Origin of the sequence: Pandoraea sp., assembly GCF_004297875.1 — a bacterium.
Lineage (GTDB): Bacteria > Pseudomonadota > Gammaproteobacteria > Burkholderiales > Burkholderiaceae > Pandoraea.
This window is the reverse complement of record NZ_SCSK01000047.1, coordinates 63337-88232: the sequence shown is the minus strand read 5'-3', so window position 1 is coordinate 88232 and position 24896 is coordinate 63337. Positions and strand designations below refer to the sequence as shown.

The following is a 24896-nucleotide window of genomic DNA, read 5'->3' as shown; positions in this document are numbered from 1 at the left end:
CGCGATGATGATGACTTGGGGCATGTTCGTTTTCAGCCTCGGCACGCTGCCTTATCAAGCGCTGCAACAGCAACTGTCGTGGCGGCACCCGGCCAACCTGCGCGTGGGGCAACGCGCCAGGCGCCAATTTCTCGGCCAGGGCGAGGACACCATCACCCTCGAAGGCGTGCTGCTGCCCGAGCTCACCGGGGGATCGCTCTCGCTCGACGCCCTCAAATCACTCGGCGACGACGGCCGCGCGTGGCCGCTGATCGAAGGCACGGGCAAGATCCACGGCCTATACGCGCTGGAGAGCCTCGACGTGACCCGCACCCTCTTCTTCGCCGACGGCGCGGCACGACGCATCGAATTCCGCATGACGCTGCAACGTTGCGAAGACGACGAGCGCGATCGGCTTGGCACCCTCACCGATCTGCCCGGCTGGCTGCGGTAATGAAATTGCCTTCGTTCGCCAGCCCGCTGGGAGAGCCACAAACCCGTGCCGCACCGGCCCCGGCCTATCGTTTATTGCAAGCCGGGCAGGACATCACCGGCCGCCTTACCGGGCGCCTCATCGCTCTCACGCTCACCGAGAGGCGCGGCCTCGAGGCCGACCAGCTCGACATCGAGCTCGACGACGGCGACGGCCAGCTGGCGCTGCCCGCGCGCGGTGCCAAGCTCTGCCTCGCGTTGGGCTGGGCCGGGCAGCCGCTGGTGCCCAAGGGTACTTTCGTGGTCGACGAAATCGAACACACCGGCGCGCCCGACCGGTTGATCATCCGCGCGCGCAGCGCCGACCTGCGCGGCGGCATGGCAGCCAAGCAGGAACGTTCATTCCACCGCAACACGGTCGGCGAAGTCGTGCGCGCCATAGCCCAGCGCCACAGCCTGATGGCCGTCATCCACCCTGCGCTGCGCGAGCTCGCAGTCGACCACCTCGACCAGACCGGCGAGTCCGACGCCAACCTGCTGACGCGCCTGGCGGACCTGGTCGGCGCCGTGGCCACCGTCAAGCAGGACCGGCTGCTTTTCATGAAACCGGGCGAGGCTCTTAGCGCCAGCGGCCTGCCACTGCCCCCGTTCATCCTCACCCGCGCCAGCGGCGATGAGCACCGCTTCAGCATGGCCGAGCGCGACGCCTACACCGGCGTGCGCGCCTACTATCAGGACACCCGCCGCGCAAGGAAAGGCGAGGTGTCGGTACCGGCCGACGCGCCGCCGTCCCACGGCAATGCCTCGGCACCCTCGAATATCAAGGAGCTTCGACACCTATACGCCAACAGGCAAAACGCCCAGCGCGCCGCCCAGGCCGAGTGGCAACGCATTCAGCGCGGGCTGGCGACCTTCAGCATCACGCTCGCGCGCGGAGATGCCGCCCTATTTCCCGAGCGGCCGGTGGTGGTGCGAGGCTGGAAAGCAGGGATCGATGGGGACAGATGGGTCATCAAGGAAACCATGCATTCGCTGAGCGCGGATGGGGGGTTTCGGACGGGGGTGGGGTTGGAGGTGAGGTGTGAATCCGGTACGAAAGAGTGGGCGCAGCCGAGAGATTGAATTTTTATCGACCCACGCGCAAAATGGCGCCACACATGCTCGCCGTTTAGTTCGTTCATAAAGCGCGACAACGAATGCTTGAACCGGGGGACGCTATGGCCAAGGCCGTGGTATCGCAAGCAGAGCTTCTTGATTGGCTTAACACGGAAATACGCAAGCATGACGCTTGTGCCGACTGTCGTGTGACGTCCATACAGAAAATTGTTGGCATCGATGCCGACGGGTGCAACTGGTCTACCGCCAATCTCCGTTGCAGCGGAAGACCCGTGATGGAATGCGAGCCTGTTCTGGCTCACGTCATCGAGAGCGCACGAAAACAATTCCTGATCGCATGATTACCCCCCAATTGCCCGCACTCGATGCCCCCGGCACCGTGTTGGCTTTGACGCGGCTGGTTAAGCGATATTACTAACGGGGCGGAACACCATGGACAAGATGCTAAAACTCGCCTTGGCAATAGCGCTGTTGCTGGCTGGCGGTGGGGTTTTCTATCACTACGTCATATTTCTTCCCGCTGTTGAGCGTCAAGCGGCAGCGCAAGCCGAACAGGAAAAAGCGAAAGTTGCCCAGGAAGAAGCTGCCAGGAACTTGCAATACCAAACCTGCAAGACCTTGGCAGACCAGAGTTATTTGGAGGAATGGGCGGCGGCTTGTAAAGACGTCGCCCACCAACAACTCGTGCAACTCAGGAATTGTTTGTCGAACAAGCTAATCATGTCCAACTCCTTCATGGGCGCAACTTACTGCAAGAACACATTCGGTGCCAGCGATCCATCGCCGAATTGCTCCTTGCCAACACCCCGGGCCGATTCAATCAATCAAGACTATGGAAATGCACAACAAAAGTGCCTTGAAGAAGCGAAACTTGGGTTGTCGAATTAGGTGACGTGAGCCCGAATCGAACGGAGCAAGCATGGGTGAAGCGAGAAGAAGAGCAGAGCGGGATCCCACCTTCGGACAGATCAGAAAAATTACCGACTATGATCGCGAATTCGCACCCGATTCCCCGCTTGAAAAATTCCTGTACCTCACGCACATTGAGTGGTCAAACGCATGGGTTGAAGGTGGCGATGTCCCGATCTCCTTAGCGAGCTCTTATTTGGGCGATACACGCGATGGAATATATACGCCCGATGAGAATCGAATCCACGATTCTCCGGTCGATCTGACCAGCCTACGACCCGCAATCCGTGTAGAGAACGTGAAGAACTTTACATTCGTCGGATGCACCATTAATGGCCAGCGGGTGCCGGACATCGTCAACGCCAACTACTATTTGGAAGACGGAATCATCCTCTCATTTTGCAACGTGCTGAATGGCGCTATCGCCCGCCGGTTGAGGAAGAAGGCGTGCGTGAAGATTCGCAATATCCAGGAATTGAAAGCAGAGATTGACCGACAAATTGGAAAGGCTGGCATCATCGGCGACTGTCGCTACACGAACGATCATCAACGCAACCACTTTCTAAAGTCGTCGGCGGATGCGTGGCAGAAAGAACATCGAATATTTTGGCGGGAAGCGGAGGGACGCAAGGTCAAAATACCTGCTGGCACAGCGACCCTGGTCGCGACATTCTGACGCCGACACATCGCGTCTTGTGTCTATTCAGGCTCAACCTTTTCTTTGGGTAATCCGGGCAGTACCCCCCAGGCCTGCCCAACACGCCACCCCAGCCACGCAGGCCAACACCAGCGGAAACACCGCCGGCACATCCAGCACAACCAGTTCGAAGTACCGCCAGATGCACAGCGCCGCCAGCAGCAAGAGCGCCAGGCGTATCCAGAGGCTTTGGCGCACCTGGACTTCTGAGCGACGTCGCTCGCACTGCGCGCCGCAAGCCACGGGCTTGCGAACAGAGATATACAACAGGCCGAATCGCACTTCCACGGCGGGCACTTTGGCGCGCACCTGCAATGGGCAGCATGGCGCGCACTGTTGAATGTGGATGTCTCGCCCCGCTTGCGAGTTACCGCAGCCGCCCCAGGATTCCTGTGAATCTGTCATGCGCGTTCTCCCTGATACTTGTTGTGTTGCCGCCCAGCCGACGCTTGGCCGAGGCTCGGCAATTGCAGCAGTATTGGAGGGATTTACAGGAGCGCAATGGGAAAGCGCTGAAATATGCGGGCAATCAGCATGAGGTGCGGGAGCTACAGCCTGCCCTCGCTGACCCGGACGCCCAGGATACGGTTGCTGGCGGGATCGATGTCGCACTCGTAGACCACGTTCTGCCACGCGCCAAAGCCATTCTGGAACTGCGCCTTGTCACCCACGTAGGTCAGTGTGGCGGCCTCACGATCGGCAAAGCGATAACGGCTCATCGCCGTTTCCATCAAACCGTCTGTCCATTTCACATCGTATTTCGCCAATCGCTCGATCGGCTCTTTGCAGTACACAGAAGCGGCAATAATATGCTTTTCTCCCCAGCAACTGAGCTCCGCCTTGCACTGAGCATCAGCCTTGGTTTTTTCCTCGGCGGTCATCGCGGCACGTGCCGCCCCACCGTCTTTCTTGGCTTCACCGCCATCGACACAACTCGCGATGGCATAGGCCGCGCCGGCGAGCACCAGGGCGCCCAGGAGCATGTCCTTTTTCGTCACACCCGGGCTTTTGACACCGCAATGCGGACAGCTTTTTGCTTTGCTCGAAACGTCTTGTTTGCATTCCTTGCATTTGATGATGGCCATATTGTTTCTCCATTGGTGGCTCTTGTGAAGCGGACACGGCCGCCCCTGCTCTCCCTGAACAAATCGTTGGAACCGCACAAAGAATTTTGCGAATCTCCCTGCAATGCATGAGCGTGAGTGCGGCACGCTCATCGAGACACCCCGTGGCTGCCGGGTGTTGAGCACCCGTGTGGATATTGTGTGGGCATTCCCGCTCGCATCGTTTGATGCAGGGGACGAGTTGATTTACGTCGCGCGCTTCTTGGTGCGCGTCGTGGTTTTGATGGCGCCGCCGGCTTGCTGATTATTGCTGCCGCCGACCATGACTTGGCTTTTGCTCTTGCGCTCGGCCGCGGGCGTTTGTGTCAGGCCGCTGATGGCACCCAATACACCGGCACGACCGCGGGCATCGAGGGACCGATAGCCGGCGAGGAGCATTTGCTCGTCGGCGGAGAGTGTACTCGCCGAGTGCTCGCCGGTCAGGACGTACAGAACATCCACGCCGATAGCTGCCAGCGCTTCAAGGTATGAGGCGTCCGGCCTCCGTGTTCCGTTTTCATAGTTCAACTGGGCATCCTTCTTCACGCCACCTTGCTTGGCGAAGTCTGCTTGGTTGAGCCCCAGGCGCTTGCGTTCTTCTCGCAGCCTCTCGGAAAAGATGGTCATATAAATACAATCAAGTTTGACATGTGGTCAAACGACCACTAATATTGCTATTGTGCAAGGTTAACAGTCCCAAGTATATCGCCATGACCCTGAAACGAACCCCTATCCGACGCGCTCCACGCGGCGTGCTGTCGAGCAAGCCGGTTTATATGCGTTTGATGTCCGATGAGCGCCGCGAGCTCGAGCAGATCGCCCACGGCGCGCGCTGTTCGCACTCGAGCATTGCCCGGCAGATCTACCTGCTCGGCGTGGCAATGTACCGCTCGCAGCTTAACCAATGCGCGACGCAACCGCTCGCAACTTCTTGTGTGGAGGGTTGAGCGATGAGAAAACCCGTTCGTATCGAAGAAGCCCTGCGCGCGGCGCTGGCCGGCAAGGATCGCGGCGCGGTGCAGCGCTCGGTGAATTGGGACGACTCGCAGGTGAGTCGCTTCCTGAGCGGCACCCAGGGCGTGGTGATCGAGAAGCTCGACACGCTGGTGTCGTCGGTGGGATATGTGCTGGTCACGCGCAAGTATCTGGACGCGGTGGCCACCCTGGGCGAAGTCGGCATGCATTGCGAGTGCGCCCGGCAGGGCATGGGCGAATGCGGTTCGTCGCAAGGAGGTCGCGCATGAAATTGTCTTGCCCGCATTGCGACCAGCGCATGCATATTCGCACCAGCCGCCGGATTTCACTGCTGCTCAAGGAAGCCGAGTGGCAGTGCGTGAATATCGAATGCGGCCACACGTGCGTGTCGTACACGGAGATCGTGCGCACCCGCAACCCCAGCCAACGGCCGAACCCCAAGGTGTTTCTGCGGGTCGGCAAGGGCGATCGGCAAGCGCATGATGCCAGGCAGCTGGATCTGCTCGACAAGGCCGGCTAGCTCCCTCTCCTTTCTTACTCCCCCCGCTTCCCCTCGCATCGCGCCCGCCCGGCGCGAGGGGATGGTTTTGTCTCGATCTTGGCGGATCAGGAGCTTATTCATGCACCAAGCAAAGTGTTGCCCTATGTCTGTGCCCTGGCCTGCGCCAGGCGCTCGTTCAGTCTTTCGCGTCGAGGGGGCCTTGTCATGAAGAAAACACAACGCGTTCACCCCACTGGCCTGGGCGGCTACACGATCGACGGCCCGTATTACCGGCGCCGCACGCTGCGGCAAACGCTCACGCGCTTTTTTCACTGGCTGGGAGGTTGGCGATGAAACCCGAACTGCATGTGGTGGCAAACGATGTGATCGTGGTGGGGGCGCCCGACGGGGAGATGTTCTCGTACCAGGAGGTGACGGCCCTGCGGCGCGTGGCGCAATTGGCTTACGCCGGCAATCAGGCGGACTTGCTTTACGCGCTGCGTACGGCGGTGATGCATCGCGGCATGGCGAATTTGATCATTGCGCAGCGCACGGGTGGCCGGTGATGGGGGCGGCTTTTACAGGGTACGACGGTAGGCGGTGCGCCGTCCTGAATTTGTGAGGTGGCCGTGGCGAGCATCGAGCAACTCAAGCAGCGTATCGATTTGCACGACCTGGCCGAGCGCTTGGGCCTCAAGCGCGGGCCGGGGGGCGACAAGGCGTTGTATCACTCGCCGGCGCACGCGGACACGACGCCGTCGCTGTCGATTTTTCAGGCTCACCCGAAGCATGGCACGGGCTGGCGCGACCATAGCTCGGATGCCGGCGGCTCGTGCGTCGACCTGGTGATGTATGCGCGCGGCGGTGGCGTGAGCGAGGCGGTGAGGTTTTTGCATGAGGCGTACGGCCTGCCGCTCGACTCGCCAGCGCCGGTCGAGCGGCGCGAGAAGACCACGATTGAGTTCATCGCCGACCGCTGCCTGGCGGAGCCAGACCCGGTGCGCGCTTACCTTGCCGGCCGCGGCATAAGCGAGGCGGCGATCGACGCCGCGCTCGGCGCGCGCACGCTCGGCTTCAATACGTGGACCAGCGCCAAGGTGGCCAGCGGCCAGGTCGGCCATGGCGGGCCGGCCGCGGCGTTTATCGTGCGCGCGTTGGACTCGGGCCAGGTGGCGGCGGTCGATATGCGTTATGTCGACCCTTCGCTCAACGGCGGCGTGAAAACGCAGACCAAGGGCGCCAAGGATGGCATTGGCTGGACAGCAGACCCTCGCAGGTTGCGCCACGCCGGCCGGGTGTATCTGGTGGAAAGCGCGATCAATGCTTTGTCGATCGACACTTGCGGGTTGCCCGGCGTGGCCGCGTTCGCGCTGCGCGGGCTGGCGAATGTGTCGGGCATCGATTTCACGTTTTTGCGCGGCAAGCAGTGCGTGATCTGCCTGGATAATGATGCGCCGATCGCCGAGGGCAAGCCGCGTGCCGGCCACCGGCCGGGGCCCGAAGCGGCCTGGACGTTGTATGAGCGGCTGACGGCGCTGAACATCAGCGCGGTGTTGGTGGATCAAAGCGAATGGCTGAAGGATTTAGCTGACGGCGAGCGCAAGGCCGAGCCGATTAACGATGTGAACGATTACTTGCAGTTGCGCAGTGCACCGGCGCTGGCGCGTGCGCTGGAGCGATATGAGCCGTGGCTGATTGCCGGGCTGCCGGGCGACGATTCGCGCCAGGGCAAACCGCGTGTGTATTTACCGTCGCACGATTTCGCGCAGTACTGGAAGTTTCGGGTGCGGCCGGACTTCACGAGCTATGTGGCAAAGGTCGAGAAAAACGAGGATACCGGCGTGGAGACGCCGATTCACGTCGACCTGGCCGGGTTTCGCATCGCGTCGATTACCCGGGTGTCGGTAGCCAGCGCGACGGCGACTATGACCGGCGATGCCGACCAGTCGCCGACGGTGTATTTCGCGGTGTCGGTGCAGGCGCCGCGCCACGGGCCGACGCTGTTGCGCAAGGTGATGCTCGATGAGCAGCTGCACAACACCGACCAGTGGGCGAAGTTCGGCCCGATCTGGCAACGCTCGCCGTTTCTGCGCATGGTGAACATTCTGGAGCGTACCGCCCATTTGGGGGCGCGGCACGCCGCGAATTTCGTGGGGCTGGCGTGGCGCGATGGCGCGCTGATTGTCAACGAGGGGCCGGACTGCTATTTCACCGAGGCCGACAAGCAATGTCCGTATCACAATCTGACGTTTCCCTCCGGGCCCGTGGCCGATGCGCGCCGCGTGGTGAAGGCTTATCAGGCGACGTTCGGGCGCAATGCCGCGGCATTGCCCCTGGTGTGGGGCCTGGGCGGGCACTTGAAGGCGCTGCTGGGCTTCTGGCCGCACATGACCGTACAGGCCGACAAGGGGGCGGGCAAGTCCACGCTGATCAAGCGGCTGGAGCGTACTTTGGCGTTCACGATGTTTTCCGGGCAGAGCTTGCAGACGGAGTTTCGCTTGCTTACGAGCATCAGCCATACGAGCCATCCGGTCGGGTGGGAAGAGCTTTCGGCACGCCGGCAGGAGGTGATCGACAAGGCCGTGGGCCTGTTGCAGGAGAACTATCAGTACACGGTGACACGGCGCGGGGCGGACATGACGGAGTACCTGCTGGCGGCCCCGGTGATGCTGGCCGGCGAGGATGTGCCGGTGCGCAGTCTGCTGGGTAAGTTGGTGCGCACGACACTGACGGGCAAGAAAGGGCCGCTCATGCCAGAGGACTTGCCACGATTTCCGTTGCGCCAGTGGCTGACGTTTCTGGCGGGCTTGAACAAGATCGAGGTTCGAGCCACGTATGCCGCGCTGCGCGAGTTCTGCGTTCGGAACAGCCGGGCCAGCGGGGCCGACGATGGCGCGATGCGCATGGCGGGCAACTACGCGGCGGTGTTGCTGGCTTGGCAGTTGCTGTGCGAGTTCGCCGGCATGGACGAGAGCGAGGGCGATTTCTCGCGCGATTTGCTGGCGGAGATGAATACGCATATCGCCGAGACGAGCGCCGATCGCGAGCCGTGGGTGTGGATCATGGAAACGGTGCTCTCCGAGATCGACGCGGGCAATTTCAAGCACCCATACACGTTCGACGATGTGGAAGGCGAGTCGTGCCTGCTGGTGCGCACCAGTCATGTGATGGATCACATCGCGCATTCGTCGAGCCTGCGCGAGAAGTGGAACGCCCTGCCGGTGAAGAGCGACCGCGTTTTCAAGCGCCAGTTGTATGGCGCGGGCGTGGTGGTGGGCAACAGCGAGACCGAAAAGCAAATCTACAACCGGCGCGTGACCTACCTGACGCCCATCTCGGTGCATCGCCTGCAGCGCTTCGGTCTGCATGTGGCCATCCGCACCACCCCCCCGTAGCCTCGAGGAGATCCCTATGCGAATTACCGACGCCCGTCGGGGCGGCCGGCTTGCGTCCGCTCGCGCTGGCATGTCGCGCCCGGTGCAACTCCATGCATAGCAAAAACTACCGCTAGGCGGGGCATCTGGGGCTGCGGATGGCCTTTTTCTTCATCGGCAAGGCACAGGCAGCGCACGCGACTCGTGGATTTCATGGGAGTCGCACGCTAAGTTATTGATTGTTGAGAGGAACCCTTTCATGAGTTGGATCGAATTTCCCACGAGTCCGGCGATTTTTCCCACGAGTCGGCTTTGCGACCCCGGTGCTCGGCCTGTCTATCTTCTCTCTCTTATTTTATTGAAAAGAAAGAAGAATACTGAGAAGAAGGCAGGTAGCAGGCGAACGCGGACGCTCCCACGAGTCGATGCCGATTTCCCACGAGTTGGCGGTGCTGCCTATTTTTTGAGCCACGAGTCACACGTGTTCCCACGTGTTGATTCATGGGAATTGATGGGAAAAATATTTAATGAAATCAATTGGATAGATGGAAAACGGCGGCTATCCATCAATCCACGAGTTGCGCTGCGTGTGGGGGGGTTATCGGAGGCGGAAACGGCATGACACAATACCTTTCCCGAAACGAGCTGTGCGAACTCACAGGCACGCCGCGTCGGGCGCGTCAAATATCGTGGCTCACCGAGCAGGGTTGGCCATTTGTCGTCACTGTGCAAGGCCAAATCCGAGTCGCGCGCGCTTATCACGACAAACGCCTGGGTATCTCCGAACACGGTACTGGGCGCGCGACGCGAGCTGATGTGCCTCTTAATTTGGATGCTGCATAAATGGGCCGAAAAGCCTCCTCGCCAGGTGCGATACCCCGCCTTCGATCGCGGCGAAACGCCGATCGTACGATCAGGTACTACTACGATCACGGGCTGGTGGGCGGCCGGCGTGTGCTTCAACCGCTCGGCAACAACCGAGCGGTAGCATTGCAGTTATGGGCCGAGATCGAGGGACGTCGAGTTCCAACCGCAGATGAGTCAGGCCATCGGTTCAGCGATTTGGCAACCGAATATCGACGACGCGAATTGCCTGCGAAAGCCCCCGCTACCCGGCGTTTGTACGATATCGTGTTGACGAGACTGCAAGCCATTCTGGGCGACCGCGCACTCGATTCGATCCAGCCATCGGACGTGGCGGAGATTTGGCAAACCACAGCGGCCAAACGTGGCACCGTTACAGCCAATCGGACAAAGGCCATTCTCTCGGCCACGTTGAATTGCGCTAGGGTCTGGGGAATGATGGTTCAGGCAAACCCCTGTGGCGGCGTACGCGGGCGCAAGGAGCATGGCCGCAAGAATGTGCTGGTGACGGACGAGCTGTATGAACGAGTCCACGCGGCCGCCGACCAGCCGCTCAAACATGCAATGGATCTCGCCGATCTTACCGGCCAGCGCCCGTCGGACGTGCTATCGCTCACACGCGGCAATCTCATTGGCTCGCATCTGGTGCTACGACAAGGCAAGACAGGTCGTAATGTAGTCATCGAGATCTCCGGCGCGCTCAAGACACTTATTGAGCAACTCCTGGCTTGGCGCGGTTCCGAAATCGATATGTCGCCGTATTTGGTGCGCGACGAGAAAGGCAACCCGCTCTCGAAAGGGCAACTGCGCTCGCGGTTTGACAGGGCGCGCGAGCTGGCTCAAATCGACAAAACGACATTCCAATTTCGCGATTTACGAGCACGCAGCGTGACTCGCAAGGCGATCAACGAGGGACTGGAAGAGGCTCAGCGACTGGCCGGCCATAGCAGCCCGAACATGACTGCGCACTACTCGCGCGGCGCACGCCCCGTAAAGCCGTCAAGATGATTTTTGGAAACGCGGTGGCGCTTTTGGAAACGGCGGGGCTTAACGAAAAACAACCGCTAAACCCCGCCTGTATTGGTGCCGGCTGCAGGACTCGAACCCGCCACCTGATGATTACAAATCAACTGCTCTACCAGATGAGCTAAGCCGGCGAAGACGCGTATTGTACCCGATTCCGTTGGCCGCATTCACCCGAATCGGGCCGCGTGCGGCGCAGTGAGCCGAGTTGCGCTATTTGATGACTTTGAGGTGGCCGCGATTGCCGTTGGGGCCGCGCGGCGGTTCGTCGTTGTCGTCACCGGCATCGGTCGAGGCGAGCTCCGGGGCGGCGCCGGCGGTCGACAGCGGCGCGAGGGCCGGGGCGGTTTTGTCGACCGGGAAAGCCATGCCTTGTCCGTTTTCGCGGGCGTAGATGGCGAGCACGTTGTTGACCGGGATTTCGATTTTCTGCGCGACGCCGCCAAAGCGCGCGCTGAATTCGATCCAGTCGTTGCCCATTTGCAATCCGCTGGTGGCGTCGAAGCTGATGTTCAGGACGATTTCGCCGTCCTTGACGAATTCGCGCGGCACGCGTGTGGCCGCGTCGACATGTACCGCCATGTACGGGGTGTAGCCGTTGTCGGTGCACCACTCGTAGAGCGCGCGCAGCAGGTAGGGTTTGGTTGAGGTTTCTGGCATGAGGTGTGGCGTGAAAACCGGCGCGCCGACAGGCGGGCGCGCCTCGGACCGCTGATGGATCAGCGGCGCATCACTTTCTCCGATGGGGTCAGTGCTTCGATGTAGGCAGGCCGGCTGAAGATGCGCTCGGCGTATTTGAGCAGCGGGGCGGCGTTTTTGGAGAGTTCGATGCCATAGTGGTCGAGACGCCACAGCAGCGGCGCGATGGCCACGTCGAGCATCGAGAATTCGTCGCCCAGCATGTATTTGTTCTTGAGGAAGATCGGCGCGAGTTGCGAGAGCCGATCGCGAATAGCCAGACGCGCCTTTTCGTGCGCCTTTTCAGCCGCGCGTCCTTTGTCGTTCTCGAGCGTGCTGACGTGCACGAAGAGTTCTTTCTCGAAGTTGAACAGGAACAGGCGCGCGCGTGCGCGCTGCACCGGATCGGCCGGCATCAGTTGCGGGTGCGGAAAGCGCTCGTCAATATATTCGTTGATGATGTTGGACTCATACAGAATGAGATCGCGCTCGGCCAGGATGGGCACTTGGCCGTAGGGATTCATCACGGCGATGTCTTCAGGCTTGTTGAAGAGATCGACGTCGCGGATTTCGAAATCCATGCCTTTTTCGAACAGCACCAGTCGGCATCGCTGGGAGAAGGGGCAGGTGGTGCCCGAATATAGAACCATCATAAGCGTTATCCTTGAAAACCAAAGGGGCTAGCAGCGGGAAGGCCTTTTCCCCCGTTCCTAGCCCCACTCCAAAATTGTAATTACTTGACGTCTTTCCAGTAGGCCGCGTTCAAGCGCCAGGCCAGCACAGTGAACAACCCGAGGAACAGCAAAACCCACACGCCAAGTTGACGGCGGGTACGCTGGGCCGGTTCGGACATCCAATCCAGATAAGATACCAGATCGGCCACGGTGTTATCGAATTGCACCGGCGTAAGCTTGCCCGGCGTCACCTGGGTGAACCCCGCAAAGGCCGTCGCATGCCCCTCCTCACCACCCGCGCCGGCATTAGCGGTTTGCTTCAACACCCGCTCGCCTTGCAGCTCCCACAGCACGTTAGGCATGCCGACATTGGGGAACACAATGTTGTTCCATCCGGTCGGGCGCGAATCGTCGCGGTAGAACCCGCGCAGGTAGGTGTAGAGCCAGGCGGTGCCGCGCGCGCGGGCCTCGACCGACAGGTCGGGGGGCGCCGCGCCGAACCACTTCTTGGCGTCTTCGGGGCGCATCGCCACGGTCATGGTGGCGCCGATCTTGTCGGTGGCGAAGAGCAGATTATCCTTGATTTCCTTGTCGGTCAGCCCGAGATCGGTCAGGCGCGAGTAGCGCATGGCCGCGGCGCTGTGGCAGCTCAAGCAATAATTCACGAAGATTTTCGCGCCGTGCTGCAATGCCGCCAGGTCGTCGATGCGATTGGGGGCCGGGTCGAGAGGTACAGGCGCCTCCTGGGCGAGCACCGGCGTGGCGAACAAACCGATGAGCGCGAGAATTGCGAACAGTTTCTTCATCTTGGTATCCCGTGTCGTTTGGTTTCGCTCAGTGGGCCGCGTAAGTGACGCGCTCCGGCACCGGCTTGAAAACGCCGGCTCGCGTCCAGAACGGCATGCCCCAGAAGAACGCGAAATAGTACAGCGCGAAGACTTGCGACAGCGCGGTCTTGAGCGGGGTCGGCTCTTGCGTGCCGAGGTAGCCGAGGATGAAGAAAACGATCACCAGGATGCCGAGCAGGACCTTGTGGAATCCCGGGCGATAACGAATCGATTTGACCGGACTCTTGTCGAGCCATGGGAGGAAGAACAGTGTCAGCACCGCGCCGCCCATGACGACCACGCCCCAGAACTTTGCCTCGGTGAAGTACATCGCGAGCAGCAACAGCACGACCAGCACTGTGCCGATGCCCTTGCACCTGAGGCTCGCCTTGCCGCGCACCAGCCAAAGCAGCGTGAGGATGGCGGCGATGCCCATCAGGATGTGCTTGAAGTCATCGGTGGTGGCACGCAGCATCGAGTAGAACGGCGTGAAGTACCACACCGGCGCGATGTGCGGCGGCGTCTGCAGCGGATTGGCCGGAATGAAGTTGTTGGCCTCGAGGAAGTAACCGCCCATGGTCGGGGCGAAAAAGACGATGAAGCTGAACACCATCAGGAAGACCCCGACCCCCATGATGTCATGCACCGTGTAATAGGGGTGGAACGGCACGCCATCGAGCGGTACGCCTTTTTCGTCTTTCTTTTCCTTGATTTCGATGCCGTCGGGGTTGTTCGATCCGACCTCATGCAGCGCGATGATATGCGCGACCACCAGGCCGATCAGAACCAGCGGGATGGCGATCACGTGAAAGGCGAAGAAGCGATTGAGCGTGGCGTCGCTGATGACGTAGTCGCCGCGAATCCAGAGCGAGAGATCCTTGCCGATGAACGGAATGGCAGAGAACAGGTTGACGATCACCTGAGCGCCCCAGTACGACATTTGCCCCCACGGCAGCAAATAGCCGAAGAAGGCCTCGGCCATCAGGCACAGGAAAATCAGGCACCCGAAGATCCATACCAGTTCGCGCGGCTTGCGGTAGGAGCCATACAGCAGGCCGCGGAACATGTGCAGGTAGACCACGACGAAGAACATCGAGGCGCCGGTCGAGTGCATGTAGCGAATCAGCCAGCCCCATGGCACGTCGCGCATGATGTACTCGACCGAGAAGAACGCCAGCTTCGCGTCGGGCTTGTAGTTCATCACCAGGAAGATGCCGGTGAGTACCTGAATCACCAGAACCAGCATGGCCAGCGAGCCGAAGAAGTACCAGAAGTTGAAGTTCTTGGGCGCGTAGTATTCGGAGAGATGCTCCTTCCAGAGCTTGGTCAACGGAAAACGCCGATCGATCCAGCCGATCAGCCCTGTCGTTTCGACTTTCTTATCGGCGGCCATGTTACGCCTCTCCTTTTTCGTCTTTACCGATCACCATGTGCGTGTCGGACAGGTACATGTAACGGGGGACATCGAGATTCTTGGGCGCCGGCTTGTTCTTGAAGACCCGCCCGGACATATCGTAGGTCGAACCGTGACAGGGGCAGAAGAAGCCAGGATAGTTGCCGAGAGCCGGAACAATATCGGCTTCGAACGGACCGGAAGGAATGCAACCGAGGTGAGTGCAGATGCCGATGACGACGAGGATGTCTTTGTGCTCGACGCGGGCCCGGTAAGGGTTCTCGCAGTAGGACGGCATCGGGTAATTGAACGGACTTTTTGAATCGGGGTCTGCCAGCTGACTGGTGTCGGCGCTCAGGGAGGCCATTTCATCGGGGGTACGCCGCACGATCCAGACCGGCAAACCGCGCCAGCTGACGGTCATCTTGTCGCCGGGCTTGAGACCGCTGATGTCCGCCTCGACCGGCGCCCCCCCCGCCTTGGCGCGTTCCGAGGGCTCCATTGAACTGACGAAAGGCACCAGGGTTGCTACACCGCCGACTCCTCCGACGACAGACGTTGCGATTAGCCAAGTTCGGCGGCTGTTGTCGACTTTTTTTTGTTGATTGTCACCCATCACAGTCCCCAAGTTTGAATTTGGATTTTCCGTCAACCGTAAATTATACTCCACCACCCTCGGCGACCCGTCTGTTGGCAGGTATCGCCGTCATAACGCATCTCGGTATCGACCAGCGCCTTGCATTGACGCCAGGCGCGTATTTGTTCATGATCGTCGTGCAGTCTCGACCGGCGCGAAACAAAACCAACAGCGGGAGGTTTAGCATGAGTATGCTGCAGGAATTCAAGACATTCGCACTCAAAGGCAATGTGATGGATCTGGCGGTGGGCGTCATCATCGGCGCCGCCTTCGGCAAAATCGTCGATTCAGTCGTCAAGGATCTCATCATGCCAGTGGTCGGGGCCTTGTTCGGCGGTCTGGATTTCTCAAATCATTTCATCAGGCTTGCCGCGATTCCGCCAACCTTCAAGGGCAATCCGGAATCGTATGCCGACCTGACGAAGGCCGGCGTCGCGGTGCTCGGCTATGGCAGCTTCATCACTGCCTTGCTGAACTTTATCATCCTGGCCTTCATCATCTTCGTGATGGTCAAGCAGGTCAACCGTCTGCGAAAAGAGCCGCCGCCCGCACCGCCCGCGCCTACCCCAGAAGATATCCTGTTATTGCGTGAAATTCGCGACAGCCTGAAAAAATAAATCCTCATTGAGCCGGAACGTACAGCCCCGGTTCACACCGGATTGGCGATGTCGACGAAACGGTGCTCGATGCCGAAGCGCTGGGCCAGGTGCTCGCCCAGCGCCATGACACCCCAGCGTTCGGTGGCGTGATGCCCGGCCGCGATATAGACGATGCCCGTCTCGCGCGCCAGATGGGTGGTCTGTTCCGAGACCTCGCCGCTGAGGTAGACATCGGCGCCGGTTGCCACGGCCGCCTCGAACATGCTCTGCGCCGCACCAGTGCACCACGCCACGCGCCGCACCAACCGGCCGGGCTCACCCAGCAGTAATGGCGTGCGCCCCAGCGCCGCAGCGACCCGTTCAGCCAGCGCGCCGGCATCCGTGGGCGTCTCGAGCGTGCCCAGCCAGCCCAGTTGGTCAGGGCCGAAACGATCCGTTGCGCTCAACCCGAGCCGGGCGCCAAGCTGCGCGTTATTGCCGAGCTCGGGATGCGCGTCGAGCGGCAAATGGTAGGCAAACAGATTGATGTCATGGGCAAGCAACAGGCCCAGACGTCGCCGCTTGTAGCCGACGATGCGGGGGTCCTCGCCCTTCCAGAAGTAGCCGTGATGCACCAGCACGGCATCGGCCTGCCACCGCATGGCTTCCTCGAGCAGGGCCTGGCTGGCCGTGACGCCAGTGATCAACCGATTCACTTCGGGACGCCCTTCGACTTGCAGCCCGTTGGGGCAGTAATCTCGAAATTGCGCGGTTTGCAGGGCTTCGTTCAGATACAATTCCAGTTCAACTCGGTTCATCGTCCATATCCCTTACATGCTCAGACGCTTCTGGCTGTTATTTGCGCAAGCCGTGACGGTCCTGCTGGCACTGCTGTTCATCGTTGCGACGCTTAAACCGCAGTGGCTGCAGCGCCAAGGCTCGTTCGGACGTCAACTGGCCAGCCCGATCATCGCCCTTCAGGAAGTCGCTCCCAGCTTCAGCGACAAGCCGGCGCCTGGCTCATACGCCGACGCAGCCGAGCGCGCGACGCCAGCGGTGGTCAGCATTTTTTCGAGCAAGGATACCGGCCCGCGCCCCGATCCGCGCGCAAACGATCCGCTATTCCGCTATTTCTTCGGCGACGGCGGCGCCGTGCACCAGGAACCGGTGTCGAGCCTGGGCTCGGGCGTTATCGTCAGTTCCGACGGATACATTCTAACCAACCATCATGTGGTCGCGGGTGCCAACGAGATCGAGGTGGCGCTCTCGGATGGCCGTAAAGCGGCCGCCAAGCTGGTAGGCAGCGATCCGGAAACCGATCTCGCGGTACTGAAGATCAATCTCGATCATTTGCCCGCCATCACGCTCGGTCGTATGGACCGCGTCCATGTCGGGGACGTCGTGCTGGCTATTGGCAACCCGTTTGGCGTCGGCCAGACGGTGACGATGGGCATCATCAGTGCGCTGGGGCGCAATCATCTCGACATCAGTGCGTTCGAAAACTTCATCCAGACGGATGCTGCGATCAATCCCGGAAATTCGGGCGGCGCGCTGGTGGACACGCAGGGCAACCTGGTTGGCATCAATACGGCAATCTACTCGCGCAACGGCGGCAACATGGGGATCGGCTTCGCCATTCCAGTGTCCACCGCGCGCTCGGTGATGGAGAGCATCATCACGACCGGTGCGGTGACGCGTGGCTGGATCGGCGTCGAGCCGCAGGATATTACCTCCGACATCGCCGAATCGTTCAACCTGCAGCAGGACACCGGGGTGATCGTCGCCGGCGTCGTGCAAGGCGGGCCGGCCGACCTTGGCGGCATTCAACCGGGTGACATTCTCACCCAGGTCAACAAGCAATCGATTACAGATACGTCGCAACTGCTGAACGTCATCGCGCAGCTCAAGCCCGGCAGCGCTGCCGTCCTGCACGTACTGCGCAAGCAAAAGCCGATGGATATCACAGTGTCGATCGGCAAACGCCCGCCGCCGCCGCCGCAATCGGACGATGGCGGCAGCACCGAGTAACGGTCGCTCGTGAGTCAGCGCCTCAGCGCCGACGCGCGGTGAGCCGCGCGCAGCGCCCGGTCGGGGGGCGACACTCAGGACGCGGATTCCTCCGCCTCGTCGGCCTCGTCGGTATCCTCATCCGGCCGTCCCCTGGCCCACAGGCGAGCCGCGATGATGCCGAATTCGTAAAGCAGGCACAAGGGCACCGCGAGCATCATCATTGAGAGCATGTCGGGCGGCGTGACGACGGCAGCGATGATGAACGCGCCGACGACCGCGTAGGGGCGCATCTGCTTGAGCTTGGCGATGCTGACGAAACCCATGCGCACCAGCACCACCAGCACCACCGGCACCTCGAATGTCACGCCGAACGCAAGGAACATGGTCAGCACGAAGCTGACGTAGTTATCGATGTCGGTGTTCATCTGCGCACCCAACGGGGCGTTGTAATGCGCCATGAAATGAAAGATGGTGGGAAACACCAGAAAGTACGCGAAGACCATCCCCAGCAGGAACAGCACATAGCTGCTGACCACCAGCGGCATGACCAATTTTTTTTCATGCTTGTACAACCCCGGCGCAATGAACGCCCAGGCCTGGTACAACACGAATGGCAGCGCGATGACGAAGGCGACCATCATCGTGACTTTCATCGGCACGAAAAACGAGCCGGTCACGTCGGTCACGATCATCTTGCCGCCGGCCGGAAGATTGCGCGTCAGCGGCCGCGACAGCAGCCGGAAAATATCCGGCGCCCAGTACACCAGCCCGAAGAAAATCACGATAACCGAAGCGCCTGCCCGAATGATCCGGTCACGCAATTCGATCAGATGCGAGATGAAGGTTTCGTTGCCCTCATCCGAAACTTGGTTGTCGTCGCTCACGCCCGACCTTAATGAAAGGTTATCGCGGTTCGCCGGACTGGCGCCGCATTATTAGAAGAATCTGGCCGGCCGCCGCATGCGGGCCGGCGTGTGGCGCGCCACGCGCGCCGCCGCCGACTGCACCTGGGTCCGTTTGAGACTCGCCTTCTTGAACCACACCGGTGTCGCACTCTGGCGTACGCGCCAGTTGCGGCGCTTGGTCGTTGTTCGCAACGAACTGCCGATACGCGACTCGATCATGCCGTCGGTCGTCCCGGCAGTCGCGTCATCCCCCGCTACCGCGCCTTGCCAGGCTTCGTTGAGCGCGGTTTCCTGCTCCTTTAGATTCTTGCGGATGGCCGCTTCGGTCTGACGGGCTGCGTCCTCGAATTCCGCGCGCATGGAACGCAGGCCATCGAGTTCGATTTCGCGGCTGACCTCAGCCTTGACGTCGTTGATATAGCGTTGCGCCCGGCCGAACAGCGCGCCCGCGGTACGCGCCACCTTGGGCAAACGCTCGGGACCGATGACGACCAGCGCCACGATACCGATCAGCATCATCTTGGAAAGATCGAAATCGAACATGCCGCGCGCCTCAACCTTGCTTGTGGCCGCTGCTATCCTTGACTTCGACGTCGATCGCGTCGCCATCGCGCAGTTCTTTCACAGCCGGCTTCTCGGCGGCGGATGACGCCGCTGCAGTGCTATCGCTCTCCTTCATGCCTTCCTTGAAACCCTTGACCGCGCCACCCAAGTCGCTGCCAATATTGCGCAACTTCTTGGTGCCGAACACCATCATCACGATGACCAGCACGATCAGCCAATGCCAAATGCTCAACGAACCCATATCCTCTCTCCTTGCAGCCGCGCGGCGATGCCGCTCGGCGAACACGACGCCGCTCCACTCGGATGGGCGTCAACCCCTTCAAAAAACCCGTGGTGTCCGGTATTTGACCGGTTGCCACACCGTCACCCCATGCGCTTCCATGGCCGTGGTCCGGCCAGCACATGCATATGTAAATGATAGACCTCCTGGCCGCCATCCGGCCCCGTATTAATTACCACACGGAAACCGCCTGCGCCATCGGCATAACCATGGCCTTGCTCACGCGCCAGATTGGGCGCCAACGCAAGCATTCTACCAAGCAACGCCTGATCCGCCGGATTTTCGAGCCGGCAATCGGCCAGCGTCTCGATGTGCCGCCTGGGGATGACCAGCAAGTGCAGCTTCGCGGCAGGGTTGATGTCGTGAATGACGATCAGCTGGTCGTCCTCGAACACTCGCTTGCCGGGAATTTGGCCGGCGGCGATCTTGCAGAAGATACAGTTTTCGTGACTCATATGCCCTCGTTTTTTTGAGTCGCGCGGCGCGACGTTGTCATGGCCGGGTCGCCATCATGAGTACATGCGCTTGCCGTCATGGAGATAGAGCCAACCCTTGACGATGCGGTAAAGCGTCCAGATGCCCAGCACCCACAGCACGGCAAAGCCGACCAGCACCAGAGCCAGCGCCACACCGATCACGCCCCAGAGAACCGACCACCAGAACGTGCGAATTTGCCAGTCGAAATGAGATTCGTAAAGCGTGCCGGCGACGTCGTCTCGCTTGACGTAATTAATAATGATCGCCACCAGGGCGGTCACCCCGCCGGTCAGCCAGAAGATGGCGTACAACGCGTACAGAATATGCGTGAGCTTGCGAAGCTTCTCATCTTTTTCGGCGTCGAGCGGCGTGTGCATCGCAGGATAATCGGTCATCAGGTCTTCCCGACAAGTAATGGTGAGATGCGCCGCAGGCGACTCAGTCGCCCGCCTGCTCGCGCGCGCGCACCTTGCGCAGGGCCTTTTCCTCGATGCCCGAGAGCCCTTCGCGACGCCCCAGTTCGGCCAGTACGTCATCCGGCGACAGGCCGTGGTGGGCCAGCATCACCATGCAATGAAACCAGAGATCGGCTGTTTCGCCGACCAGCCTGGCGCGCGTATCGCCCTGGTTGCCCGCATGCTGGGCGTCCTTGGCCGCCATCACGACTTCGGTGGCTTCCTCGCCGATCTTCTTGAGGATGCCATCGTCGCCCTTATGAAACAGGCGAGCCACATACGACTTCTCGGGATCGCCACCCTTGCGGGATTCGATGACAGCCGCCAGGCGGCGCAGGGTATCGCTCATGCTGGGACCTATTTACTTGTAAATGCAGTGCGGATCTTTTAGTACCGGCTCGACCGCGGTCCAGGTGCCATCGGCCGCATTGCCCTCGAACTTCTGAAAGAAACAGGCGTGCCGCCCCGTGTGGCAGGCGATGCCGCCGCGCTGCTCGACCTTGAGCAGCACCACGTCTTCATCGCAGTCCAGACGGATTTCGTGGACCGCCTGCACGTGGCCGGATTCCTCGCCCTTGTGCCATAGCCGGTTGCGCGAGCGCGACCAGTAAACCGCTTCGCCCGTCTCGACCGTGCGCGCCAGTGCCTCGCGATTCATCCACGCGACCATCAGCACATCGTTGCTGCCGACCTCCTGGGCGATCGCAGGCACCAGCCCGCGTTCGTCCCAATTCACTTTGTCCAGCCAGTTCGCAGACATGATCGTGTCCTGTTGTTGCGGTTCGTTGGCACCTGCCGATTCACAAGCGCCAGTGGATGCCCGAGCTAGAGCCTCACGGCAATGCCGTGGTCTGCCATGTAGCGCTTGGCCTGCCCCACCGTGAACTCGCCATAATGGAAAATGCTGGCGGCCAGCACCGCGTCGGCGTGCCCCTGCGTGATGCCGTCGGCCAGATCGGCCAGGCTGCCGACCCCGCCGGAGGCAATCACCGGAATGCCGACGGCGTCCGACACCGCGCGTGTGAGCGCAAGGTCGAATCCATTCTTCGTGCCATCTCGATCCATGCTGGTGAGCAGGATTTCGCCGGCGCCGAGAGATTCGACGCGCCTGGCCCACTCGATCACGTCGAGCCCGGTGCCCTTGCGCCCGCCGTGCGTGAAGACCTCCCAGCGGGGCGCCTCGCCGGCCTCGGCGCTGGCGCTGCGCTTGGCGTCGATCGCCACGACGATGCATTGAGAGCCGTATTTGCCGGCGGCGTCGCCCACCAGTTGTGGATCGGCCACGGCAGAGGAGTTCATGCTGACCTTGTCGGCACCGGCGTTGAGCAGGCGCCGCACATCCGGCACCGTGCGCACGCCGCCGCCGACGGTCAGCGGAATGAATACCTGCGCTGCAACGGCCTCGATGATCGGCAAAATCAGGTCACGCCCGTCAGACGTCGCCGTGATGTCGAGAAAGGTCAGTTCGTCGGCGCCCTGGTCACCGTAGCGGCGCGCGATTTCGACGGGATCTCCGGCGTCGCGCAGTTCGACGAAATTGACCCCTTTGACAACTCGTCCTGCCGTCACATCAAGACAGGGGATAATGCGTTTGGGTAGTGCCATAGATGTGCGCGCGGCCGCCGGCCGGCTACGCCGCTCCTTCGCTCAATTGGTCTGCGCGGTCTTGCGCGCTGGCGAAATTCAATTCGCCGGAATAGATCGCGCGGCCGCAAATCACGCCGTCGACGCCTTCGCTTTCGACCGCGCAAAGCGCGTTGATATCGTCGAGCCTGGACAGACCGCCACTGGCAATCACCGACACCGTGACGGCTTGCGCCAGGCGCACCGTTGCGTCGATATTGATCCCCTGCAGCATGCCGTCACGGCCGATGTCGGTATAGACGATCGCCTCGACGCCGTAGTCCTCGAACTTGCGTGCCAGATCGACGACCTCGTGGCCGGTCAGCTTGCTCCATCCGTCGGTGGCGACCTTGCCGTCCTTGGCGTCGAGTCCGACGATGATATGGCCGCCGAAGGCTGCACAGGCGTCCTTGAGGAAACCCGGATTCTTGACCGCCGCGGTGCCGATGATGACGTAGGACAGACCGCCGTCGAGATAACGCTCGATCGTGTTCAGATCGCGAATACCGCCGCCCAGCTGCACCGGCACTTCGTCGCCAACCTCCGCAATGATCGAGCGGATGGCCGCCTCATTGCGGGGCTTGCCGGCAAAGGCGCCGTTCAGGTCGACAAGATGCAGCCGGCGAGCCCCTTGTTCCACCCAATGGCGCGCCATGGCGGCGGGGTCTTCGGAAAACACGGTGGCTTGATCCATATCGCCTTGCTTGAGGCGAACACATTGACCGTCTTTCAGGTCGATGGCCGGGATGAGCAGCATAGATAATCGTGACGCTTACAAGTAAAAGAAAGGAATCAGGCCGGCTGCGATACTAGCCAGGCTTGGCGACGGCGTGTCGGGTTCATATTAGTACAACATGCGGCGCGATGGGTATCCCGCACCGGCGCTCGGATCGCGGTGACCGCGCCAAGCCCCGCCGCAGGAAGATTTCAGGGGTTCCAGTGAACAAAATTGCGATATAAGGTCAGGCCCGCCTCTGCGCTTTTTTCAGGGTGAAACTGCGTCGCGAAAATATTAGCGTTTGCCACCGCGCACGTAAAGCGCACGCCGTACTCGGTTTCGCCGACGATATCGGCCTCGTTGGCCGGCTGCACGTAGTAGCTGTGCACGAAATAGAAATAGCTATTGTCCGCAATGCCCTGCCACAGGGCATGCGAGCGGCGCTGATGGACGCGATTCCAGCCCATCTGCGGCACCTTGAAACGGGAGCCGTCGTCCTGCAGGCGGCCTTCCAGCCTGAAGCGCACCACCTTGCCGGGTAACAAACCGAGCCCCGGCGTATCGCCTTCCTCGCTCGCGTCGAACAACATCTGTTCGCCAACGCACACGCCCAGCAACGGGCTGCCGCGCCGTGCGACTTCCAGCACCGCATCGCGCAGACCCGATTCGCGCAGGCTGCGCATGCAGTCGGGCATTGCCCCCTGACCGGGCAAAACGACGCGATCGGCCGCCAGGATCCGGCCGGCATCGGCGCTGACGTGGACGTCGGCTTGCGGCGCGGCGGCACGCAGGGCCTGATAGACCGAGCGGATATTGCCCATCCCATAGTCGACAATCGCAATCTTGTTCGTCATCTCAAACCTGGCAACAGTATTTTCAAACCATCCACGATAAATTCCACCGCCAATGCGGACAGAATCAAACCCATCAGTCGGGTGCCGACATTGATGCCGGTGCGGCCGATCCAGCCTTCAATCGGCTCGGCCATGCGCAAGGCCAGCCAAGTGACAAACCCGAGCAACGCCCCGACTGCCAACAGGAACAACAGGTCATACCAATGCTGGGACCGTCCGGCGTAGACGATTACCGTGCTGATCGTTCCCGGTCCCGTCAACAGCGGGATCGCCAACGGCACGACCGCCACGTTCTGGCGCGCCCCCGCTTCGTCGCGCTCCTCGGCGGTGGAGCGCGTGTTGCCAACCTGCGCATTCAGCATGTTGACAGCCATCAACAACATGATCACGCCCCCGCCGACTTCCAGCGACGCCACCGAGATCCCGAAAAAATGAATGATTCGCTCGCCGAACAGCGCCGAGCAAGCCACCACCAGCGCCACCGAAATCGCTGTCGTCCGGAGCGTGGCGTGCTTCTCGGCGGGTGTTTGCTGCTCCGTCAGGCTGATGAACAGCGGGATGGCGCCTACCGGGTTGATCAGCGCCAACAGCGAAATGAACGATTTGAGAACATCCAGCGTATGGGTGTTCGTCATGACCTCAGCACCCGAACGGCCACGCCGGCGATTTCATAGACTGCCCTTGGTCGACGGAATCGCTCCAGCGGCACGCGGATCGATTTCAAGCGCCATGCGCAATGCGCGGCCAAACGCCTTGAACACCGTTTCGCACTGATGGTGGGCATTGATGCCACGCAGATTGTCGACGTGAAGCGTCACGCCGGCATGATTGACGAAGCCGCGGAAAAACTCGATGGTCAGGTCGACATCGAAACTGCCGACCCGCGCGCGCGTGAACGGCACATGGAACTCGAGCCCCGGACGCCCCGAGAAATCGACGACGACGCGCGACAACGCTTCGTCGAGCGGCACGTAACTGTGCCCGTAGCGCACGATGCCTTTCTTGTCGCCAACGGCCTTGGCTACTGCCTGACCCAGCGTGATGCCGACGTCTTCCACGGTGTGGTGATCGTCGATATGCAGATCTCCGTTGGCCTCGACATCCAGATCGATGAGTCCATGGCGGGCGATCTGATCCAGCATGTGATCGAGAAACGGCACGCCCGTGGCCAGACGGCGCTCACCGGTGCCGTCGAGATTGACCTGGACGCGTATTTGCGTTTCGCTGGTGTTGCGAACGACTTCCGCGATGCGCATGATGTTGTTGGGTC

36 protein-coding genes and 1 tRNA gene are annotated in these 24896 nt (G+C 61.0%); 15 read left to right on the top strand and 22 right to left on the bottom strand.

Annotation, left to right across the window (positions count from 1 at the left end; translation table 11 throughout):
* Positions 1–4 precede the first annotated feature (4 nt).
* From EPN80_RS14250 to EPN80_RS14235, 4 genes are all read left to right on the top strand, one after another.
* On the top strand, positions 5–433 hold the full coding sequence (locus EPN80_RS14250; protein WP_293028450.1) for a phage tail protein: 429 nt from the start codon (positions 5–7) through the stop codon (positions 431–433).
* Positions 433–1533, top strand: coding sequence for a phage late control D family protein (locus EPN80_RS14245; protein WP_293028447.1), 1101 nt, complete (start codon positions 433–435; stop codon positions 1531–1533). Before EPN80_RS14250 ends, EPN80_RS14245 begins: the two co-directional genes overlap by 1 nt.
* A 426-nt stretch (positions 1534–1959) precedes the next feature.
* Positions 1960–2415, top strand: a complete 456-nt coding sequence (locus EPN80_RS14240; protein ID WP_293028444.1) for a hypothetical protein — start codon at positions 1960–1962, stop codon at positions 2413–2415.
* A 31-nt stretch (positions 2416–2446) separates the two neighbouring features.
* On the top strand, positions 2447–3112 hold the full coding sequence (locus EPN80_RS14235; protein WP_293028441.1) for a hypothetical protein: 666 nt from the start codon (positions 2447–2449) through the stop codon (positions 3110–3112).
* A gap of 33 nt (positions 3113–3145) precedes the next feature.
* Here the strand turns inward: EPN80_RS14235 and EPN80_RS14230 are convergent, their stop codons facing one another.
* The 3 genes from EPN80_RS14230 to EPN80_RS14220 form a co-directional block, all read right to left on the bottom strand.
* Positions 3146–3538, bottom strand: a complete 393-nt coding sequence (locus EPN80_RS14230) for a hypothetical protein (RefSeq protein WP_293028438.1) — start codon at positions 3536–3538, stop codon at positions 3146–3148.
* Between the two features lie 143 nt (positions 3539–3681).
* A complete protein-coding gene (locus EPN80_RS14225) occupies positions 3682–4218 on the bottom strand; it encodes a zinc ribbon domain-containing protein (protein WP_293028435.1) in 537 nt (178 codons plus the stop codon).
* A 225-nt stretch (positions 4219–4443) separates the two neighbouring features.
* Positions 4444–4863 carry a helix-turn-helix transcriptional regulator gene (locus tag EPN80_RS14220; RefSeq protein ID WP_293028432.1) on the bottom strand — a complete coding sequence of 140 codons (420 nt, stop codon included), beginning with the start codon at positions 4861–4863 and terminating at the stop codon, positions 4444–4446.
* An 83-nt stretch (positions 4864–4946) separates the two neighbouring features.
* Here EPN80_RS14220 and EPN80_RS14215 point away from each other — a divergent pair, with 83 nt between their 5' ends.
* From EPN80_RS14215 to EPN80_RS14175, 9 genes are all read left to right on the top strand, one after another.
* Entirely contained in the window at positions 4947–5183 is a 237-nt protein-coding gene (locus tag EPN80_RS14215) for a hypothetical protein (RefSeq protein ID WP_293028428.1), read from the top strand.
* 3 nt (positions 5184–5186) lie between these two features.
* Positions 5187–5480 carry a DNA-binding protein gene (locus EPN80_RS14210; protein WP_293028425.1) on the top strand — a complete coding sequence of 98 codons (294 nt, stop codon included), beginning with the start codon at positions 5187–5189 and terminating at the stop codon, positions 5478–5480.
* Complete coding sequence (locus EPN80_RS14205; protein WP_293028422.1) at positions 5477–5731, top strand: ogr/Delta-like zinc finger family protein; 255 nt, start codon at positions 5477–5479, stop codon at positions 5729–5731. Before EPN80_RS14210 ends, EPN80_RS14205 begins: the two co-directional genes overlap by 4 nt.
* 186 nt (positions 5732–5917) lie before the next feature.
* The gene (locus EPN80_RS14200; RefSeq protein ID WP_293028419.1) at positions 5918–6046 is read left to right on the top strand and encodes a hypothetical protein; all 129 of its coding nucleotides are present in this window, start codon (positions 5918–5920) and stop codon (positions 6044–6046) included.
* Positions 6043–6258, top strand: coding sequence for a hypothetical protein (locus EPN80_RS14195; RefSeq protein ID WP_293028417.1), 216 nt, complete (start codon positions 6043–6045; stop codon positions 6256–6258). Before EPN80_RS14200 ends, EPN80_RS14195 begins: the two co-directional genes overlap by 4 nt.
* A gap of 63 nt (positions 6259–6321) precedes the next feature.
* A complete protein-coding gene (locus EPN80_RS14190; protein WP_293028414.1) occupies positions 6322–9087 on the top strand; it encodes a toprim domain-containing protein in 2766 nt (921 codons plus the stop codon).
* A 238-nt stretch (positions 9088–9325) separates the two neighbouring features.
* Positions 9326–9688 (top strand): hypothetical protein, encoded by a 363-nt coding sequence (locus tag EPN80_RS14185; RefSeq protein ID WP_293028411.1) that lies wholly within the window; start codon positions 9326–9328, stop codon positions 9686–9688.
* Entirely contained in the window at positions 9685–9909 is a 225-nt protein-coding gene (locus tag EPN80_RS14180) for a DUF4224 domain-containing protein (protein ID WP_293028408.1), read from the top strand. Before EPN80_RS14185 ends, EPN80_RS14180 begins: the two co-directional genes overlap by 4 nt.
* Positions 9910–10020: 111 nt before the next feature.
* The gene (locus tag EPN80_RS14175) at positions 10021–10938 is read left to right on the top strand and encodes a tyrosine-type recombinase/integrase (protein ID WP_293028405.1); all 918 of its coding nucleotides are present in this window, start codon (positions 10021–10023) and stop codon (positions 10936–10938) included.
* Positions 10939–11011: 73 nt separating this feature from the next.
* Here the strand turns inward: EPN80_RS14175 and EPN80_RS14170 are convergent.
* The 6 genes from EPN80_RS14170 to petA all read right to left on the bottom strand — a co-directional run bounded on the left by EPN80_RS14170 (position 11012) and on the right by petA (position 15141).
* Positions 11012–11087, bottom strand: a tRNA-Thr gene (locus EPN80_RS14170).
* A 79-nt stretch (positions 11088–11166) separates the two neighbouring features.
* A complete protein-coding gene (locus EPN80_RS14165) occupies positions 11167–11613 on the bottom strand; it encodes a ClpXP protease specificity-enhancing factor (RefSeq protein WP_293028402.1) in 447 nt (148 codons plus the stop codon).
* A gap of 59 nt (positions 11614–11672) precedes the next feature.
* Complete coding sequence (locus EPN80_RS14160; RefSeq protein WP_047215806.1) at positions 11673–12284, bottom strand: glutathione S-transferase N-terminal domain-containing protein; 612 nt, start codon at positions 12282–12284, stop codon at positions 11673–11675.
* An 80-nt stretch (positions 12285–12364) separates the two neighbouring features.
* Entirely contained in the window at positions 12365–13111 is a 747-nt protein-coding gene (locus tag EPN80_RS14155; RefSeq protein ID WP_293028397.1) for a cytochrome c1, read from the bottom strand.
* Between the two features lie 28 nt (positions 13112–13139).
* Positions 13140–14525, bottom strand: coding sequence for a cytochrome bc complex cytochrome b subunit (locus tag EPN80_RS14150; protein WP_293028394.1), 1386 nt, complete (start codon positions 14523–14525; stop codon positions 13140–13142).
* A gap of 1 nt (position 14526) precedes the next feature.
* A complete protein-coding gene (gene petA / locus EPN80_RS14145) occupies positions 14527–15141 on the bottom strand; it encodes a ubiquinol-cytochrome c reductase iron-sulfur subunit (RefSeq protein ID WP_293028391.1) in 615 nt (204 codons plus the stop codon).
* 206 nt (positions 15142–15347) lie between these two features.
* Here petA and mscL point away from each other — a divergent pair, with 206 nt between their 5' ends.
* Positions 15348–15779, top strand: coding sequence for a large conductance mechanosensitive channel protein MscL (gene mscL, locus EPN80_RS14140; protein WP_293028553.1), 432 nt, complete (start codon positions 15348–15350; stop codon positions 15777–15779).
* A 32-nt stretch (positions 15780–15811) separates the two neighbouring features.
* Here the strand turns inward: mscL and EPN80_RS14135 are convergent, their stop codons facing one another.
* Positions 15812–16558: a Nif3-like dinuclear metal center hexameric protein gene (locus EPN80_RS14135; RefSeq protein ID WP_293028388.1), complete on the bottom strand. Its 747-nt coding sequence runs from the start codon at positions 16556–16558 to the stop codon at positions 15812–15814.
* A gap of 16 nt (positions 16559–16574) precedes the next feature.
* Here EPN80_RS14135 and EPN80_RS14130 point away from each other — a divergent pair, with 16 nt between their 5' ends.
* A complete protein-coding gene (locus EPN80_RS14130) occupies positions 16575–17768 on the top strand; it encodes a Do family serine endopeptidase (protein WP_293028385.1) in 1194 nt (397 codons plus the stop codon).
* 74 nt (positions 17769–17842) lie between these two features.
* Here the strand turns inward: EPN80_RS14130 and tatC are convergent, their stop codons facing one another.
* From tatC to hisB, 12 genes are all read right to left on the bottom strand, one after another.
* Positions 17843–18634, bottom strand: coding sequence for a twin-arginine translocase subunit TatC (gene tatC, locus EPN80_RS14125; RefSeq protein WP_293028382.1), 792 nt, complete (start codon positions 18632–18634; stop codon positions 17843–17845).
* A 51-nt stretch (positions 18635–18685) separates the two neighbouring features.
* Positions 18686–19198, bottom strand: coding sequence for a Sec-independent protein translocase protein TatB (gene tatB, locus EPN80_RS14120; protein ID WP_293028379.1), 513 nt, complete (start codon positions 19196–19198; stop codon positions 18686–18688).
* A gap of 10 nt (positions 19199–19208) precedes the next feature.
* Entirely contained in the window at positions 19209–19460 is a 252-nt protein-coding gene (gene tatA, locus EPN80_RS14115; RefSeq protein WP_293028377.1) for a Sec-independent protein translocase subunit TatA, read from the bottom strand.
* 122 nt (positions 19461–19582) lie between these two features.
* Positions 19583–19954, bottom strand: a complete 372-nt coding sequence (locus EPN80_RS14110) for a histidine triad nucleotide-binding protein (protein ID WP_293028374.1) — start codon at positions 19952–19954, stop codon at positions 19583–19585.
* A gap of 54 nt (positions 19955–20008) precedes the next feature.
* The gene (locus tag EPN80_RS14105; protein ID WP_293028371.1) at positions 20009–20371 is read right to left on the bottom strand and encodes a hypothetical protein; all 363 of its coding nucleotides are present in this window, start codon (positions 20369–20371) and stop codon (positions 20009–20011) included.
* A 43-nt stretch (positions 20372–20414) separates the two neighbouring features.
* Positions 20415–20780: a phosphoribosyl-ATP diphosphatase gene (locus tag EPN80_RS14100; protein WP_293028368.1), complete on the bottom strand. Its 366-nt coding sequence runs from the start codon at positions 20778–20780 to the stop codon at positions 20415–20417.
* A 12-nt stretch (positions 20781–20792) separates the two neighbouring features.
* Positions 20793–21191, bottom strand: coding sequence for a phosphoribosyl-AMP cyclohydrolase (gene hisI / locus EPN80_RS14095; RefSeq protein ID WP_293028365.1), 399 nt, complete (start codon positions 21189–21191; stop codon positions 20793–20795).
* 65 nt (positions 21192–21256) lie between these two features.
* A complete protein-coding gene (hisF, locus tag EPN80_RS14090; protein WP_293028362.1) occupies positions 21257–22036 on the bottom strand; it encodes an imidazole glycerol phosphate synthase subunit HisF in 780 nt (259 codons plus the stop codon).
* A 25-nt stretch (positions 22037–22061) separates the two neighbouring features.
* Positions 22062–22811 carry a 1-(5-phosphoribosyl)-5-[(5-phosphoribosylamino)methylideneamino]imidazole-4-carboxamide isomerase gene (hisA, locus tag EPN80_RS14085; RefSeq protein WP_293028360.1) on the bottom strand — a complete coding sequence of 250 codons (750 nt, stop codon included), beginning with the start codon at positions 22809–22811 and terminating at the stop codon, positions 22062–22064.
* Positions 22812–22981: 170 nt separating this feature from the next.
* Entirely contained in the window at positions 22982–23626 is a 645-nt protein-coding gene (gene hisH, locus EPN80_RS14080; protein ID WP_293028358.1) for an imidazole glycerol phosphate synthase subunit HisH, read from the bottom strand.
* Positions 23623–24243, bottom strand: coding sequence for a MarC family protein (locus tag EPN80_RS14075; protein ID WP_293028550.1), 621 nt, complete (start codon positions 24241–24243; stop codon positions 23623–23625). The genes hisH and EPN80_RS14075 overlap by 4 nt, the downstream gene beginning before the upstream one ends.
* A gap of 51 nt (positions 24244–24294) precedes the next feature.
* Positions 24295–24882: an imidazoleglycerol-phosphate dehydratase HisB gene (gene hisB, locus EPN80_RS14070; RefSeq protein ID WP_293028356.1), complete on the bottom strand. Its 588-nt coding sequence runs from the start codon at positions 24880–24882 to the stop codon at positions 24295–24297.
* Between the last annotated feature and the right edge of the window lie 14 nt (positions 24883–24896).

Bases quoted from the DNA above. Each gene is read 5' to 3' on its own strand.
- EPN80_RS14195 (WP_293028417.1), top strand. From the start codon at position 6,043: ATGAAACCCGAACTGCATGTGGTGGCAAACGATGTGATCGTGGTGGGG.
- EPN80_RS14165 (WP_293028402.1), bottom strand. From the start codon at position 11,613: ATGCCAGAAACCTCAACCAAACCCTACCTGCTGCGCGCGCTCTACGAG.
- EPN80_RS14250 (WP_293028450.1), top strand. From the start codon at position 5: ATGATGATGACTTGGGGCATGTTCGTTTTCAGCCTCGGCACGCTGCCT.
- EPN80_RS14230 (WP_293028438.1), bottom strand. From the start codon at position 3,538: ATGACAGATTCACAGGAATCCTGGGGCGGCTGCGGTAACTCGCAAGCG.
- hisH (WP_293028358.1), bottom strand. From the start codon at position 23,626: ATGACGAACAAGATTGCGATTGTCGACTATGGGATGGGCAATATCCGC.
- hisB (WP_293028356.1), bottom strand. From the start codon at position 24,882: ATGCGCATCGCGGAAGTCGTTCGCAACACCAGCGAAACGCAAATACGC.
- EPN80_RS14130 (WP_293028385.1), top strand. From the start codon at position 16,575: ATGCTCAGACGCTTCTGGCTGTTATTTGCGCAAGCCGTGACGGTCCTG.
- EPN80_RS14205 (WP_293028422.1), top strand. From the start codon at position 5,477: ATGAAATTGTCTTGCCCGCATTGCGACCAGCGCATGCATATTCGCACC.
- tatB (WP_293028379.1), bottom strand. From the start codon at position 19,198: ATGTTCGATTTCGATCTTTCCAAGATGATGCTGATCGGTATCGTGGCG.
- EPN80_RS14110 (WP_293028374.1), bottom strand. From the start codon at position 19,954: ATGAGTCACGAAAACTGTATCTTCTGCAAGATCGCCGCCGGCCAAATT.
- EPN80_RS14105 (WP_293028371.1), bottom strand. From the start codon at position 20,371: ATGACCGATTATCCTGCGATGCACACGCCGCTCGACGCCGAAAAAGAT.
- hisF (WP_293028362.1), bottom strand. From the start codon at position 22,036: ATGGCACTACCCAAACGCATTATCCCCTGTCTTGATGTGACGGCAGGA.
- petA (WP_293028391.1), bottom strand. From the start codon at position 15,141: ATGGGTGACAATCAACAAAAAAAAGTCGACAACAGCCGCCGAACTTGG.
- EPN80_RS14155 (WP_293028397.1), bottom strand. From the start codon at position 13,111: ATGAAGAAACTGTTCGCAATTCTCGCGCTCATCGGTTTGTTCGCCACG.
- EPN80_RS14240 (WP_293028444.1), top strand. From the start codon at position 1,960: ATGGACAAGATGCTAAAACTCGCCTTGGCAATAGCGCTGTTGCTGGCT.
- mscL (WP_293028553.1), top strand. From the start codon at position 15,348: ATGAGTATGCTGCAGGAATTCAAGACATTCGCACTCAAAGGCAATGTG.
- tatA (WP_293028377.1), bottom strand. From the start codon at position 19,460: ATGGGTTCGTTGAGCATTTGGCATTGGCTGATCGTGCTGGTCATCGTG.
- EPN80_RS14200 (WP_293028419.1), top strand. From the start codon at position 5,918: ATGAAGAAAACACAACGCGTTCACCCCACTGGCCTGGGCGGCTACACG.
- EPN80_RS14225 (WP_293028435.1), bottom strand. From the start codon at position 4,218: ATGGCCATCATCAAATGCAAGGAATGCAAACAAGACGTTTCGAGCAAA.
- EPN80_RS14160 (WP_047215806.1), bottom strand. From the start codon at position 12,284: ATGATGGTTCTATATTCGGGCACCACCTGCCCCTTCTCCCAGCGATGC.
- EPN80_RS14220 (WP_293028432.1), bottom strand. From the start codon at position 4,863: ATGACCATCTTTTCCGAGAGGCTGCGAGAAGAACGCAAGCGCCTGGGG.
- EPN80_RS14245 (WP_293028447.1), top strand. From the start codon at position 433: ATGAAATTGCCTTCGTTCGCCAGCCCGCTGGGAGAGCCACAAACCCGT.
- hisI (WP_293028365.1), bottom strand. From the start codon at position 21,191: ATGTCTGCGAACTGGCTGGACAAAGTGAATTGGGACGAACGCGGGCTG.
- EPN80_RS14235 (WP_293028441.1), top strand. From the start codon at position 2,447: ATGGGTGAAGCGAGAAGAAGAGCAGAGCGGGATCCCACCTTCGGACAG.
- EPN80_RS14180 (WP_293028408.1), top strand. From the start codon at position 9,685: ATGACACAATACCTTTCCCGAAACGAGCTGTGCGAACTCACAGGCACG.
- EPN80_RS14185 (WP_293028411.1), top strand. From the start codon at position 9,326: ATGAGTTGGATCGAATTTCCCACGAGTCCGGCGATTTTTCCCACGAGT.
- EPN80_RS14100 (WP_293028368.1), bottom strand. From the start codon at position 20,780: ATGAGCGATACCCTGCGCCGCCTGGCGGCTGTCATCGAATCCCGCAAG.
- EPN80_RS14210 (WP_293028425.1), top strand. From the start codon at position 5,187: ATGAGAAAACCCGTTCGTATCGAAGAAGCCCTGCGCGCGGCGCTGGCC.
- EPN80_RS14215 (WP_293028428.1), top strand. From the start codon at position 4,947: ATGACCCTGAAACGAACCCCTATCCGACGCGCTCCACGCGGCGTGCTG.
- EPN80_RS14135 (WP_293028388.1), bottom strand. From the start codon at position 16,558: ATGAACCGAGTTGAACTGGAATTGTATCTGAACGAAGCCCTGCAAACC.
- hisA (WP_293028360.1), bottom strand. From the start codon at position 22,811: ATGCTGCTCATCCCGGCCATCGACCTGAAAGACGGTCAATGTGTTCGC.
- EPN80_RS14150 (WP_293028394.1), bottom strand. From the start codon at position 14,525: ATGGCCGCCGATAAGAAAGTCGAAACGACAGGGCTGATCGGCTGGATC.